Origin of the sequence: Oribacterium sp. FC2011 (genome assembly GCF_000701645.1) — a bacterium.
In the GTDB taxonomy this organism is placed as follows: domain Bacteria; phylum Bacillota; class Clostridia; order Lachnospirales; family Lachnospiraceae; genus Oribacterium.
Map to the genome: position 1 here is coordinate 43869 of NZ_JNJM01000002.1, position 14523 is coordinate 58391.

The following is a 14523-nucleotide window of genomic DNA, read 5'->3' on the forward strand; positions in this document are numbered from 1 at the left end:
TTTTCGATTCGAGTCTTGTGCTTTACAAAAGCTCGGAGGTTTATCCTCCGGGCTTTTTTCGTGTGTTCAATATATTATAAAAAACCAGGAGAAAGTCGAAAAAATTAATAGTGGGATTATCAGGAATGAGTATATGAATGACAAGAAGTTCATATGGTTGGTGAATGGATTTTGGGAGAATAGATTTTCATTTGCAAAGGAGGTCCGAATGAAAAACTCAAGAGTATTATGGACAAAATCAATGAGAGTTTTAACAGTGTTTATTCTTTTGATTACACTGGTGTTTATCGCGGGCTGTGGTGAGAAAGAAGAGCCCTTTGTTGACAAGAACATGCCTTATGAGCCGGACACTCCGGCGCCGGATCCACATGAGGGAGTTTTTACTTCGGAGCACGGAACCATGACTTTCCCGGGAGATGGGGAAAGTGTAGTCATTGATTTTGATAAGGATCTTTCGGAGTATCTGGAACTGCCGGAGGGAAAGCAGGAGGCGAGATATTTTTTTATGACAGGAATACTTCCTCCTCATGGGAAAATGCCTATAAGGTATGATGTGGCACATGAATTTCAGATTATTGCAGGGGAAGGTGAAAACCGTAAAGCTGTAGATATTGAAATCGGAGCATATAAGGATGGCAGCTTCAGCACCGGTACAAACTGCACCACAGCAGACCGTATCACATTCTTTGTGGACCTGGATAAAAACGGGGACTGGGAGGCCGTGGATTTTCTGAAGTAAAATCTGTATTTTGGAGATAAATGGCAGAAGAATTGTATTTATAGTGAAGAAATCAAACACCCCGGAGGAGAAAAAACTCCGGGGTGTTTTTGAGTCCGAAACATTGTAAAAATACTTCAGACAGGGGGACCTTTATCTGAATGGCATTGGAATGTATTTGTGCAAAATTATGCCTCTTCGCCGATGTAGATATGCTGAGGAAGTCCTCCTACATAAATCGGAGTAAGCTCGGCCTGGATGAGCGGAAGGGCATAGTCGATGAATTCCTGCTTCATTTGTGTGTGGTCCTCATTGACCCACTCAAGAGGAACCTTCTTTTCGAGGTTTGCGACCTCGGAGATAGGATGAAGCTCGGTTGTGCACTGGTATGGCGCATTGGAAATTCTCTTAAGTGCGACCATCTCACCGGTATGTCCCTCAAAGGCAGCCTTAACTGCAGCGCCGCCAACCTGGTAAGCCTCCGTGATATCGGTGCGGCTGGTAAGGTGTCCTGCGCAGCGCTGGAGAGTTGAAAGCTCGATACAGCGGGTCTTTGTGTCCATGGCTCTGGCAACAGTATTGGCAAGGAATCTGGCGGTTCCGGTCAGTGCCTTGTGGCCGAATGCATCCACAGCGTGCACATCATCTGAAAGCTCACAGACATAACGGCCGTCCTCAAGCTTGACACCCTCGGAAACAGCGATGACGATGCTGCTTTTCTTCTCCTGCATTTTGCGGACTTTCTCGATGAAACGGTCAACATTGAAAGGAACCTCGGGAAGACAGATCATATCCACGCCTTCGCAGTCATTATCCTTTGCAAGAGCAGCTGCAGCAGTGAGCCAGCCTGCATTTCTTCCCATGATTTCCACGATAGTTACATATTTTGTGCCGTAAACAGTAGCATCACGGATGATCTCCTTCATTACAACGCCTATATACTTGGCTGCCGAACCGTAACCCGGGGTGTGATCTGTTACGGTGAGGTCATTGTCTATGGTCTTTGGAACACCCACAAATCTGATGTCGCTTCCAACCTTTTCACCGTAAGCCGCCAGTTTGTTTATGGTGTCCATGGAATCATTTCCGCCGATGTAGAAGAAATAGCCAATGTTCATGTCGTTAAGTCTTTTGAATATATCTTCATAAACGGCTTTTGCGCCTTCTGCATCCAGCTCCGGAAGCTTGTAACGGCAGCTTCCGAGATAGCTTGAGGGTGTGCGCTTCAAAAGCTCGATATCCATTTTCTTTTTGAAAACTGCTGTCATGTCAATATATCTGCCTTCCAGGAAACCCTGGATACCATTGCACATGCCATAAACATGCTCTGCGCCGCGATTCTTTGCTGCCTCAAAAACACCTGCCAGTGATGAATTGATTACTGAGGTAGGACCTCCGGATTGTCCGACAATTGCGTTCTTCATATTACTCCTTTTGATAAAAATGCATAGATTGTATTACGTTCTGTTATTATGATAGCGCTTACATTTTATTTGTCTACAGTTAATTTTCATATATTTAGATAAAAATTCTAGTGTATAATGATGTGGAGAATAAACGTCGGGAACCTTTTTCACGGCGCAATCAGAGTTGTTTTGAGGAGTCGGTCAGATCAGCTTTGTGTGTCTGAAAAAGCTGAGAAAAACTTACATGGAAGGGATTATCTCATGAAGAAAGCATTGGCACTAAAATATAAAAGTCTTATTAAAGCCGGGCGGAAGAGCGTTCTGGCCGTAGCGGCTGCGCTTTGCATTTTCACGGCAATGAATGTGGCCGCAATAAAATCCTACGCCGGTGTAATCTACATGCCGGATGTCACAAAGGAGATGAATACTCCGGAATTCTGGCTTTCTTTCTCCCCGTATGATGCTGACATGGTTCAGGCGGACAGAGGCAGGATAGAACAGATAAACATTAACAACCTCATGAATGAAAAAACAAATATGAATGATCTTCAGCATTATAACGAGAGCATCGACGGGGTTGAATTTGATGAAAATAATTTGACAAAGGCAAGGGAAGAACTGAAAAGCTACAAGGATAAAGGCTATTACGACCAGTACGGAAACAAGCTTAGTGACATTCTGATCGAAAGCATCGCCCAAAACACACAGAACAGGTCGGCTTCACAGCTTCAGGCACCCATGTATGCGATAGTGGTGAAGAGAACCAAGCTGAATGCATTCCCGACAGATACCATCATCACCGACGAGCTTGGAGACGTGAATTTCGATTACAATGTGCTCTCAAGCGTGCGAGTGAACGAGCCGCTGGTTATCAAATCGGTGTCAGCCGACGGGCAGTGGTACTATGCGGAATCCCTTAACTGTTATGGTTGGGTTAATGCTTATGACGTGGCCATCTGCAGCTCCAAGGCTCAGTGGGAAAGCGCCTGGGTGATTCCGGATGACAGGGTTCTGGTGGTGACCGGCAGTAAAGTAATACTTGCTGAATCCAATACCAATCCCGAAAGCTCAAATCTCCTTCTTACGGTGGGTACGGTTCTGGAGGAGGCACCGGCCGGATCCTACGGCGCGAGAGTAACAAACCGTTCGCCCATCGGAAACTACGTTGTTTACATTCCTGTGAGAAACGGTGATGGTAGCTACAGAAAAGAGCTTGCTCTCATAAACGGCAATGCAGAAGTCAGCGAAGGGTATCTTCCTCTCACCAAAAGAAATATCCTGACAGTTGCCTTCCGGATGCTTGGGGACGCTTACGGCTGGGGAGGAATGCTTTCCTCCAACGACTGCTCCGGTTATGTAGGAGATATTTACCGCTGCTTCGGACTGAAGCTTCCGAGAAACACCACCTGGCAGGCAGCTTCAAACAGTTTCAGCTACGATGTATCGGAATGCACAGATGAACAGAAGATGGAATTACTGAATAACATGCCGATAGGAAGTGTACTGTTCTTTAAGGGACATGAGATGATGTATCTCGGGACGGTAAACGGCAAGTATTATGTTGTCAGCTCTGTAAGCTCCATAGCCTACTATGCAGGTCCGGGAGTCATGAGAACGAGATCTGTAATGATAAATACTCTGGATATCAGGAGAGCTAACGGAACTACATGGCTAAGCAACCTGTATAAGCTTCAGGTGCCGTATATGATGTAAAAGAATCAACTTTAGAAGGTCCTGTGGCTGCACTGTAAGGTGTTGCTGCAGGACTTTTTTTGTCAGCCGGGTTTATCCACCGTGGACTGTTCTCACCGGCGAGAACAGTCCACAGTGGATAAAACCCGGCTTAATTCTTTGACTTGATGCGGGTAATGCCTGAAATAGCAAAAAGTAATAATTTTGAAATTTATTATGCAGACAGGCAGAATATAGACAGTAAAATACAGGCGAAAAAATCATTTTTTTAGATAATTTTATTAAATTTTTATACTTTAAGCATATAAATACGTATAAAAACCCTTAAAAAACGAAGAGTTTTAGAAGAAATTTTCTCGTTTTGCAGAATTACGTAATTTCAAGGGGTTTTATTATTTAATTTATTGTGAAGAACGCTAAATAAAAATTATTACACTTTTCTGCAAAATAAGATGATATATGATGGATAATTGTGTATAATTACTACTAAATAATTACATTGTAATTAATTCGTGGGATGAAAAAGAAATGGGAATCGCATAATTCTGATATATAAAAAATATTTCCGGAAGTCAGAATTATGCAAGGGGAGCAGAAAAGTGAAACAATACGTGGTTAAGGGCAACACAGTACGCTCTTATGAAGTAGAAGATCGTGAAGCTTCAAGAAGTACTGTAGTTATCCAGCAGAGGGGAAGAAGAAACCAACTTCATCTGTATCGTACGAGAAACGGTCAGATAAAGATGGAATATGACATTGACAAGAGCATAATCAAACCCGCATTGAGATGCATTCCGGATGCTATCATTGACAGGATTTGTTACGCAGCGCTCATCATTTCACTTTTGTTTATTTTTGGCACCTGCTATCAATGCGTAGAGGTGGATACATCAGTTGCCACAAGACTGGAGAGCATTGATCGTAAGCGCAATGAATTAAACGAACTGAAATTGGCAAATGAAGCAGTAAAGGCATCAATTGACAGTGCCGTTAATCCTGATCTTATCTATCGTGAGGCAACAGAGGTTTTCGGAATGGTTCTTCCGATGGATTCCGAGATTATTACATTTGAGAAGGAAAACAGTAACAAGGGATATGTAAGAACCTATGATACTATCCCTGCCGGCTACGAGCAGAACGAAAGCGCTGTGGTGGTTCTGGCAAAAGAGGTTGCAAAACTCGTTGGATAAATAAATCATGGTTTTGGTGATAAAACCGGTCGTTAACCGCACTTTATCTTTTGAAATATGAAGGAGTGTCCGTCAGGATGCTCCTTTTTTGTGTCTGATTTCAGAGCTTTCAGGGACGGTTCTATTTAAGAAATTTATTGCGTTCAAAAATAAAAATAATTTCCTCAAAATAAAACTTTACAAAAGACACTTTCGGTGTTAAAGTAAGGACAACAGAAAAAGAAAAGTCAACAGAAAAGTTCACCTGACGAGAAAGGGTGAAGGGCCGGTTGGCAAAAGTGCAGGAGATGAACCTGCGAAACTAAACTAAAGAAAGCAAGAGGTACAAAGACATGACACCAGATCAGTTAGTCACTAGTATCCTCTGGACCGCTTAAAAAGAAGAAAAACGTGAGAAGATCTACGGACCGTACATCCGGGAGATGGTTCAAACCAATAGAGAAATGAATTTTCGGATTATTTCTTAATTAAAGTCCAGACGATATTATTGCAAAGGGAAGATCGACATAAGAAGTATACAGGGATCTGTAAAGAAAGATTCATGTAGAGAAAATAGTTGAGTAGTTAATAAAGGTCTTAAAAGGGAGACCAGATAAATAAAAATCCGGAAAATCTGATAAGAAGAATACTTAGAAAGATTCGAAAGATAAATTCAAGTAATAAAAAAGTCGATCTGATAATTGAATATAGAGTCAAAACTGAATATTGAAATAATCTATTTATAGATGATATCCATAAGATATAAAAATTACTATCGAAAAGATATTTATAGAATTTAAATAGAAATCTAAGAAACGAGGTACAGACCGAAGTACAATTAAGTAAGGGGACGTAATACCGAGTCCCAGGGTCAAGTAAAAAATAAATAAAAATAAAAGCTGTCGCAGGTGCGGCAGCTTTTTTAGTTATATATTCTTATTATTCAATTCACGTCGAACCTTCTTGATGACGCTTAGATATGCGATAGCAGTGAAGGCTCCGGCGGTGATCCAGGCTGCCGGGTCGCAGAATACTGCAAGAGGAAAGCTCATGGTGTACATGGCTATGACAGCCACCACAAGTCGTGCGAAAAACTCAACTACCCCACCCATCATGGGAAGGAAACCGTGTCCGCAGCCCTGCATTGCATTTCGGAAAATAAAAATGAAACTGAGAGGGATGTAGAAAATGGTTACTATGCGGATATAGGTGGTTGCCCATGGCATCATAAGGGTTATGGTGTCAAGGGCAGCGGCTGCGCCCTGAGATATATCGGAAGCAGAACCTGAGCTTGCAAAGAACAAGGTCATGACCGGTCTCAACAAAAGATTGCAGCCGATGGCACCAATTATGGAATAGGTGATCTCAATGATAACAGAGGCACGTATTCCTTTATTTATCCTGTCGCTGTCTCCGTGACCGTAGTTCTGTCCGCTGTAGGTAGCCATAGCCTGTCCCATGGCTATCATCTCCTGAGTCATTACGCTGTGCAGCTTATTGGCTGCGGTGTAAGCCGCAACTGCGGTGGAACCGAAAAGGTTGATGGCCGACTGCATTATCATGGTTCCGGAGGCTGTGATGGCGAACTGAAGTGCCATGGGAATGCCTACAGCCATCTGATGCTGGGTGTCAGTTCTGTTTATGCGCCAGTCTCTGAGTTCCGGCCAGAGAACATTGGCCTTAAAGCGAATGTATAAGAGGCACAACATGGCTGACAGACCCTGGGAAATATTCGTGGCCCAGGCGGCTCCGGCGACTCCCATTTTTCCTTTTATGATAAAAACCAGATCCAGGACTACATTGATGCATGCACTGAAAATGAGGAAGTAGAGGGGAACACGGCTGTTTCCTATGGCTCTCAAAAATGCGGAAAAGAGATTATAAAAAACGCTTGCCACAGTTCCGAGACAAATGATGGTTATATAGGTCAGGGAATCCCGGAAAATGTTTGTCGGGGTGTTCATCAGGTGCAGCAGCGGATTCATAAGCGAAAACGAAAGGAGGGTCACTGTAATGATGACTATAAGTGCAAGTAATATTCCGTTGGCCACGCTTCGTTTTACTCTTCTGTAATTCTGAGCACCGAAGGCCTGGGCTGTAAGAACGGTGAAACCGGTGCACAGTCCCTGAGAGAAGCCCAGAACCAGAAACATGATATTTCCGGTTGCTCCCACGGCAGCCAGGGCGTCTGAACCCACGAAACGACCTACGATGATGGTGTCTGCCATATTGTAAAGCTGCTGGAAGACATTACCTATAAAAAGCGGGATCATAAATTTAAGTATAATAGGAAAAGGATTTCCTTTAGTCATATCGACTTCCATAATAATCTCCTCTATAAACGCATATTTTCGCCGTTTATTCCTGACAAACAGAAGTAAATCTAACCGGCTCCATTCTGCCGGGTATCTTTTTCAATAACGAATGAGCATTATAATATCTATCGAAAGGATTTCCAATAGATTTATTGTGTTTTTTGTAAAAATATAATGGTCGGAACCGGGTAATCCTGTGTCTGTGATATAATGCGTAAAGGCGGTATTGCTAAAGACTCATTTGATAATTATTTCCATTGTTGATAAAAATTATAAGATGCGGGTGGTTTGAATGGTTTTTATTTTTATGGCGTTGTATCCGGAGGCGAAGCCGGTGATAAAGAGACTTGGGCTCAGGAAGAGGACTGACAGGACCAGGTTTCAGGAGTTTGTTTCGGAGGAATCGGGAATCGTTCTGACTATCACGGGTGTGGGACCGGTTGCGGCAGCGGCAGCTGTGTCGGCGGTTTTGACTGAATATGATGCGGGGCCTGAGGATCAGCTTTTGTCGGTGGGGACGGCAGCGGCTCTTCACGGTGAAGGCGGAGCAGCCGGAAGGATGGAATCGTTTTCTGGTGAAAACCATTCATCGGTAAAACTGCGGTCGGCAGGAGATGCTTCGGATATTTTCCTTTTGAACAAGCTTCTGGATCAGAATTCGGACAGAACTTTTTATCCTGATATGCTGATAAAAACCGATTTTAAGGAAGCTGCCGCGATTACCGGAAGTACTGTTTTGTCACAGAGGGCGGCAGCATTTATGAAGGTTGCTGCGGAGGGTTATGACCTCTATGATATGGAGTCTGCGGCGGTTTATCAGGCGGGTAATATTTATCTGGGCCCTCATCAGATGAGTTTCATCAGAGTTGTGTCTGACGAAGGAGTTGAGACTGCAGATCGGGAGCAGGCTGTATCTGACTTAGCTGCAAGAGTTAATGCTGTTATCAACAGTCATGTGGAGGAGATTTCGGATTATGTGGAAAAGCTGCTGGCTTTGTCTGAAAAAGAGAAGTACCGGGGTGGAATTTCCGATAAAAGCAGCGAAGGTCTTGTGGATAAGATAATAGAGGATGGACATTTCTCCAAAGTGATGCAGGATCAGCTGAGGCAATATGTGAAGTATGCGGTGCTTAGCGGCGTTGACTGGGAGAAAGCAGTTCAAGGGATTTACGATGAGGGGATGCTTCCAACCATAGATAAGCGTGGTGGTAAGAAGGCACTGGACAGGATAAAAAACTGTATTTTGAAATGAGTTTTGGCTCTCCGGCAAAAATGTCAGCTGTTTGTAAATGCATGGAACCGGCTTTCCGGATATAAGAATATGATTGATGGAGAATGCGTAGTGACGGAAACATTGGCATATGGGAAAAGTGAAGAGAGGCAGGAACTGAACGGGCCTTTTTCACATATTTATGTGGAGGAGAAGGTGCTTCTGGATGAAGGATACCGGAAAAAGGCGGAGGAGATCATTTCGCATTTTCCGGAGGCGGTTGTTGTGCGGATAGGACATTATAAGGATGTGTTTAACCGGCATAAGCAGAATTATGTAAAGCAGCATCATGCACAGGCACTGATCCTTGCGGTGAAGCAGGGGACACTGGTGTATCCCGGAGCAAAGGTGTGTCAGAGCATGGGGAATAAGCATTTTTACTACACCTCATGTATGATGAACTGTCTTTTTGACTGCGAATATTGTTATCTTAAGGGTATGTATCCATCCGGAAATATGGTGATCTTTTTGAACCTGAAGGACATTTTTTCGGAGGTGGAAGCGCTTCTGAAGGAGCATCCGGTGTATTTGTGCGTGTCCTATGATTCTGACCTGATGGCTATAGAAAAGCTTACAGGTTATGTCAGGGAGTGGATAGATTTTACCAACCGCCATCCTGACCTTACGATTGAAGTGAGGACGAAGGCCGGAAACATTGACTTTGAGAGTCTGGTCGAAGGGCCGGGAAAAGGCATATGCTGCAGGCCGGAATCTTGTGATGGGCTTAAGGAAGCTTCGGTTAATGTTAACGCATCGGATGATGGTAAACAGGAGAGTCCTGTGAGTTCCCGGAATATATTTGCGTTTACCCTTTCGCCGGAATATGTGGTGAGGCATTATGAGCATAAGACGGGGAGCCTGGAGGGGCGGATCAGGAGCGTGAAAAAGGCGTTGGAGCTTGGCTTTACTGTGAGGCTCTGCTTTGATCCCATGATAAGCTGTCCGGACTGGCGAAGTGAATATGGGAGCATGATGGATAAGGTGTTTGCCGAAATTCCTGTGGAAAAGATATATGATTTCAGTGTGGGGAGCTTCAGGCTTTCGGAGGAGTATCTAAAGAACATGAGGCGCAACATGCCGGACAGTGCAGTGGTGCAGTACCCTTATGAGAATGATCATGGGGTGTACCATTACAGCCGGAAGCTTACAGATGAAATGGAAAACCGGATGGTGGAGAAGCTCTGTGAGAAAGTTCCGGAGGAAAAGATATTCAGGTGGAGTTCCGTGAATGAATAGGTCTGAATCCGGCTTTGATTTGCACTATACGTGTATTTGGATCTCATTTTTTCTGAGCTTTCAGAATCGGAGTCAGAATTGTAAAAAGGTGTTTTATTATGAGCGGTGTTTCTAATAGTAAAATAGCAATAGTAACCGGTGCGTCTTCAGGGATAGGAAAGGCCATTTCAGAGCGACTTGTAAAAATGGGCTATGAGGTGTTTGGCATCGGACGTAACTTTGAGCAGGTGTCGGCAGACCATGGGGTGAACTGCGTTTCGGACAGTGTTAACCTGGTTGGAGAGTGTGGTATTACGGGAGATGCCGGGGCGGATTCCCATGATGAGATATGTTGCGGAGAAGACATTGGCACTGAATCATGTGTTTACGGGTGTTTTCATCCTATAGTGTGTGATCTAAGAGAAACTGGCAAGCTTTTGGAGATCGTCAGGAATATCATGAAGGAGACTGACGGGCAGCTTTCTCTCCTGGTGAACAACGCCGGAGTCGCCTATTACGGACTTCATGAGGAACTGAATCCTGAGAAGATAAGCGAAATGGTGAGGGTCAATCTCGAGGTTCCCATGATCCTGACGCAGAAGCTCCTCCGTGCACTTAAAGAGAATAAGGGTAATGTCATCAATATCTCATCTGTCACAGCCATTTCCAGCAATCCCCACGGTGTTGCTTACGGTGCCACAAAGGCCGGGCTTATGAGCTTCAGCAGAAGTCTTTTTGACGAAGCCAGGAAATACGGTGTCGGGGTTACTGCCATACTTCCTGATATGACGGATACGGCACTTTACAGGAATGCAGACTTCGGAACGGATGAACAGCCGGATGCGCATCTTGAGCCGGAGGACGTGGCAGATGCTGTGGAATATGCACTCTCTGTCCGGGAGGGAACCTGCGTTCCGGAGATAGTATTGAGACCACAACTTCATAGGATAAAAAGGAAAAAATGAAATCCGGAGAAGGAATATATCCAAAAAAGCTGATAGCTGATATTCCGAAAATTCAATACTTTAAGAGATGGTTATTACTTTTCATATAGAGCCTTGTGGTGTAAGCTCGTAAATATACAGAGAGAACGAAAAATGTGAGAAGGAAGGCATTAAAATGGAGAATTGCAAGATTACTGTTGCAGGTATCGGGGCTGTGGGAGGACAGATCGCAGCCATGCTGGGAAGAAAATATGAAGATAATATAACATTGATCGCAAGAGGAAAGCATGCTGAGACCCTCAGGGAAAAAGGCCTGATATTTAAGAGCGAGTTTTATGGCGACAGCATTATGCATCCGGCGGCAGTGGTGGAACGTGGAGATGAGCTTCCTGTGCAGGACTTCGTTTTTATATGCTGCAAGAACTATTCCATAGATCAGATCTGCGAGCAGGTACGCCCCTGCATCGGACCTGACACCATTGTCATGCCTGTGATGAACGGAGTTGAACCGGGAGACAGGATCAGGGAGAAATTCCCGGACGCCATCTGCATTGACTCCCTTATCTATACAATTACCGCAAAGGAACCTGACTATTCCATAAAGCAGTCCGGAAAGTATACTCACATTTTTATCGGCTCAAAGTTGAGAGACGAGCGTCACGTTGAGGCCTCCAAAAAGGTTTATGAGCTTTTCAAAAGCGTAGGCTTCGACGTAAGATATACTGACGATATCATGTCGGAAGTATGGCAGAAGTTTATCCTTAACTGCGGTTTCAATGTCATGACCTCGAGATATCAGACCACCTCGGGATTGATTCGTGAAAATGAAGAGTGGTGCAATGATCTTGCGGAGCTTATGAAGGAAGCCGAGGCGGTTGGCCGGGCAGAAGGTGTAAACATCCCCGAAGGAACAGCTGCTTCCAAATATGATTACTGCATGGAGAAACAGCCATACGACGCCACCTCCTCCATGAGAAGAGACGTGGACGCCAAAAGACCAACAGAGCTCGATGCCTTCCTGGGAGCTGTGATCAGAAAAGCAGACAAACTTGGCATCGACGTGCCTTATGCGAAACGATATCACAAAGAGCTTTCCGAAATCATAAATTCATATGGCGGAAATATTTAAACGAGAAAAGCTACGGTTGCCGGTAATATTTGAAACCGGTGTAAATCAGAAAAATAATAGGAAATAAAACTCAGAACACCCGTCGGAAACAGTCTTCCGATGGGTGTTCATTGTTTTTTTATAAGTACGAAAAAAGTTTTGTTGTTAAAAAGATAAAGTTTTTTGATTTTGTGCCGATACAATATTTAGCGAAGAAAAATTGCGGATGCCCTATGGGATGTGGGCGGTAGTAATCTTTGCAAAGCTCTTAGGGACAAGAGCGGTACTTATTAAGGATGATTATGTTGGCTGCGAAGGATCGCAGCAGAGAATGGGAGAAATCAAGGATGATTGATATATATTTACATGTGCACCCTATAACTTTCGAGGATTGTGGAGTTTTGGGTGGAAGGACTGCATTTGCGGAAGGTATCGAGATACACAGCAAGAATGGCAAGCCATCTGCTGATTTTATTGAGGACGTTCTCAGAGTTCTTGTCAGGAAGTCAAGACACGGGAAGTTTGTTTATCCTTTCAAAAGAATTGCAGTTTGCTTCATAGATTTTAACGGAGCAGTCAGCGTCGCCTATACAGGTGATGATGATATAGAGAACAATACCTATTCTTATATATCTAATGACGAAACTAACGGTAAGGTTTTCTACTATTATGATATAGGTCAGATTTTCCAGCAGAGAAGCATTCAGCTCTACGCAATATTCCAGCAGCAGGAAGATGATACATACAGAGTTGTTGGAAACAAGATACATAATGAAAGATTTTATGTAGATGCTCCGGACAGGGAAGAGGCATTCGTTTCCCGTGAATCAAAGGAATTTAACGAGGGCTTTTCCGGTGGTAAGGATTCGTTCTTTTCCGGTGGTTATCACAAGCCTGCATCAGGAGATTTCAATGCGGGATTTGGACAGGCTTCAAGGGATAAGGTTTCCGGTGAGACAAGGATGAGGACTCCGATTATGGAATCTGATGGCGAAACATTGGAAGACAGTGAAGTAGAGGTAAGAAGAAATGACCGGAGAGAGGTGTGCAGTTACATATATGATGTGCTGAGATGCCTTGATGTTCGCGGTTACTGCAGGACCAGAGTTGTGGAGGCTTCGGATTTCCATAATTATGTTAAGTACGATATGGGTCAGGATTTTTATATCGAGGCTTATGATAATTTAAATACTGATTCCCGTGAGTACTGGGTTGGAAGAGAATACACAAGGGACAAAATGCTCCTGGACTGCTTTTCTCTCGATGATCCTGAAAAGGATGAGGTTATTGGCGCGGACTGGAAGATCATGATTGATGAAAGACTGGCAGAGATTCTGTGCAGTCTTACGGATAAGAATGAGTATCTTCTTATAGATAATGATTACAGGCTCAAGATGTACGGGCTTAATCTCGTGAAGTAAAAATGATGAATGAGCAGGGGAGCTGAGCTCCCCTGCTTTTTGTGTGTAAAATTAATTTGACTTCTTTCGGCAATGAATTTAATATTATGTGATAATCATTAAATTATTTTAGCTAAAAATATTTAGAGAATGGCTTTAAGGAGTGGTATGGCATTGTTATCTATACATGGAAAAGAGTTGAAGATTCCGCTTATTCAGGGAGGAATGGGTGTTGGTGTTTCGCTGGAGAAGCTGGCGGGGGCTGTTGCAAAGTGCGGAGGCATCGGCTGCATCAGTACTGCGGATTGCGGATACAGGGAAGATGATTTCATGAAGAATCCTGAGGAGGCAAATCTTTGGGCTCTTAAGAAGGAGATTCAGAAAGCCAAAGAGATATCCCAGGGGATTGGAATGGTTGCCATCAATGCCATGGTGGCTACACAGCAGTATGCTGAGGCTGTAAAGACAGCGGTTGAGAGCGGCATCGATGCGGTTATTTCGGGAGCAGGACTTCCTTTGGATCTGCCTGAGTTTGTTCCTGAGGGAAAGGCTCTTATCGCTCCTATCGTTTCAAGTGACAGAGCATTCAAGGTTATAGCAAAGTCCTGGGAAAGGAATTACCACAGATTCCCTGACTTTGTAGTTCTTGAGGGACCTAAAGCCGGAGGTCATCTCGGATTTAAGGAAAAGGAGCTTTTGGAGGGAACCTGCCAGTCGGTTACGGAGATTCTCAGGAATCTTGTTGAGGCAGTGAAGCCTTATGAGGAAGCTATAGGCAGAAAGATTCCGATCTTTGCTGCAGGAGGCATTTGGGATAAGTCTGATATAGAAGAAGTTCAGGATCTTGGGGCAGCAGGTGTTCAGATGGCTACAAGATTTATCGCTACTGAGGAATGCGATGCTTCACAGGCATATAAGGATACTCTTATTAATGCTGACCCCGAAGAGGTTCACATTATCCACAGTCCTGTGGGAATGCCCGGAAGAGCAGTTGCGACTCCGCTTATTAAGCGCCTGGAGTCCATCGGAAGGATTGCACCCACTCACTGCTCAAGATGTATCAAGACCTGTAATCCCGCACAGGTGCCTTACTGTATCACCAAGGCACTCATTGAGGCTGTTAAGGGGAATTATGAGGAAGGCCTTTTCTTCACAGGTTCCAATGTCGGTAAGTTGACAGGTATGACCACTGTTCCGGAGCTTGTAAAGGAACTTGGTTTCTAAGTTATCCACCTGGGACAGGTCCCGCCCGCGAGAACCGTCCCCGGTTGAATTCTAAACTTTTT

11 protein-coding genes are annotated in these 14523 nt (G+C 44.1%); 9 read left to right on the forward strand and 2 right to left on the reverse strand.

Annotated elements, in window-relative coordinates; genetic code table 11:
* Nucleotides 1-208 precede the first annotated feature (208 nt).
* Complete coding sequence (locus T357_RS0101590; protein ID WP_090816138.1) at nucleotides 209-739, forward strand: hypothetical protein; 531 nt, start codon at nucleotides 209-211, stop codon at nucleotides 737-739.
* Between the two features lie 167 nt (nucleotides 740-906).
* Here T357_RS0101590 and T357_RS0101595 read toward each other — a convergent pair whose 3' ends face one another.
* Entirely contained in the window at nucleotides 907-2142 is a 1236-nt protein-coding gene (locus tag T357_RS0101595; protein WP_031547972.1) for a 6-phosphofructokinase, read from the reverse strand.
* 243 nt (nucleotides 2143-2385) lie between these two features.
* On the opposite strand from T357_RS0101595, the gene T357_RS19840 reads away from it, so the two are divergent.
* The gene (locus T357_RS19840; RefSeq protein ID WP_197027289.1) at nucleotides 2386-3837 is read left to right on the forward strand and encodes an SH3 domain-containing protein; all 1452 of its coding nucleotides are present in this window, start codon (nucleotides 2386-2388) and stop codon (nucleotides 3835-3837) included.
* Between the two features lie 578 nt (nucleotides 3838-4415).
* Nucleotides 4416-5006 (forward strand): hypothetical protein, encoded by a 591-nt coding sequence (locus T357_RS0101605; protein WP_031547976.1) that lies wholly within the window; start codon nucleotides 4416-4418, stop codon nucleotides 5004-5006.
* 905 nt (nucleotides 5007-5911) lie between these two features.
* Here the strand turns inward: T357_RS0101605 and T357_RS0101610 are convergent.
* Nucleotides 5912-7309 carry an MATE family efflux transporter gene (locus T357_RS0101610; RefSeq protein WP_031547978.1) on the reverse strand — a complete coding sequence of 466 codons (1398 nt, stop codon included), beginning with the start codon at nucleotides 7307-7309 and terminating at the stop codon, nucleotides 5912-5914.
* Between the two features lie 283 nt (nucleotides 7310-7592).
* On the opposite strand from T357_RS0101610, the gene T357_RS0101615 reads away from it, so the two are divergent.
* The 6 genes from T357_RS0101615 (at nucleotide 7593) to T357_RS0101645 (ending at nucleotide 14461) form a co-directional block, all read left to right on the forward strand.
* Entirely contained in the window at nucleotides 7593-8552 is a 960-nt protein-coding gene (locus T357_RS0101615; protein ID WP_031547980.1) for a hypothetical protein, read from the forward strand.
* A gap of 69 nt (nucleotides 8553-8621) precedes the next feature.
* Nucleotides 8622-9806 carry an SPL family radical SAM protein gene (locus tag T357_RS0101620; RefSeq protein WP_242840042.1) on the forward strand — a complete coding sequence of 395 codons (1185 nt, stop codon included), beginning with the start codon at nucleotides 8622-8624 and terminating at the stop codon, nucleotides 9804-9806.
* A gap of 98 nt (nucleotides 9807-9904) precedes the next feature.
* Nucleotides 9905-10750 (forward strand): SDR family oxidoreductase, encoded by an 846-nt coding sequence (locus T357_RS0101625; RefSeq protein ID WP_031547983.1) that lies wholly within the window; start codon nucleotides 9905-9907, stop codon nucleotides 10748-10750.
* Between the two features lie 154 nt (nucleotides 10751-10904).
* A complete protein-coding gene (locus T357_RS0101630) occupies nucleotides 10905-11858 on the forward strand; it encodes a ketopantoate reductase family protein (RefSeq protein WP_031547985.1) in 954 nt (317 codons plus the stop codon).
* 326 nt (nucleotides 11859-12184) lie between these two features.
* Nucleotides 12185-13258, forward strand: coding sequence for a hypothetical protein (locus T357_RS0101640; RefSeq protein ID WP_031547987.1), 1074 nt, complete (start codon nucleotides 12185-12187; stop codon nucleotides 13256-13258).
* 147 nt (nucleotides 13259-13405) lie between these two features.
* Nucleotides 13406-14461, forward strand: coding sequence for an NAD(P)H-dependent flavin oxidoreductase (locus T357_RS0101645; RefSeq protein ID WP_031547989.1), 1056 nt, complete (start codon nucleotides 13406-13408; stop codon nucleotides 14459-14461).
* Nucleotides 14462-14523 lie beyond the last annotated feature (62 nt).

What these genes read in the sequence shown, in the direction of transcription:
- T357_RS0101620 (WP_242840042.1), top strand. Translation starts at nt 8,622, where the DNA reads ATGATTGATGGAGAATGCGTAGTGACGGAAACATTGGCATATGGGAAA.
- T357_RS0101640 (WP_031547987.1), top strand. Translation starts at nt 12,185, where the DNA reads ATGATTGATATATATTTACATGTGCACCCTATAACTTTCGAGGATTGT.
- T357_RS0101595 (WP_031547972.1), bottom strand. Translation starts at nt 2,142, where the DNA reads ATGAAGAACGCAATTGTCGGACAATCCGGAGGTCCTACCTCAGTAATC.
- T357_RS0101630 (WP_031547985.1), top strand. Translation starts at nt 10,905, where the DNA reads ATGGAGAATTGCAAGATTACTGTTGCAGGTATCGGGGCTGTGGGAGGA.
- T357_RS0101625 (WP_031547983.1), top strand. Translation starts at nt 9,905, where the DNA reads ATGAGCGGTGTTTCTAATAGTAAAATAGCAATAGTAACCGGTGCGTCT.
- T357_RS0101645 (WP_031547989.1), top strand. Translation starts at nt 13,406, where the DNA reads ATGGCATTGTTATCTATACATGGAAAAGAGTTGAAGATTCCGCTTATT.
- T357_RS0101615 (WP_031547980.1), top strand. Translation starts at nt 7,593, where the DNA reads ATGGTTTTTATTTTTATGGCGTTGTATCCGGAGGCGAAGCCGGTGATA.
- T357_RS0101590 (WP_090816138.1), top strand. Translation starts at nt 209, where the DNA reads ATGAAAAACTCAAGAGTATTATGGACAAAATCAATGAGAGTTTTAACA.
- T357_RS19840 (WP_197027289.1), top strand. Translation starts at nt 2,386, where the DNA reads ATGAAGAAAGCATTGGCACTAAAATATAAAAGTCTTATTAAAGCCGGG.
- T357_RS0101610 (WP_031547978.1), bottom strand. Translation starts at nt 7,309, where the DNA reads ATGGAAGTCGATATGACTAAAGGAAATCCTTTTCCTATTATACTTAAA.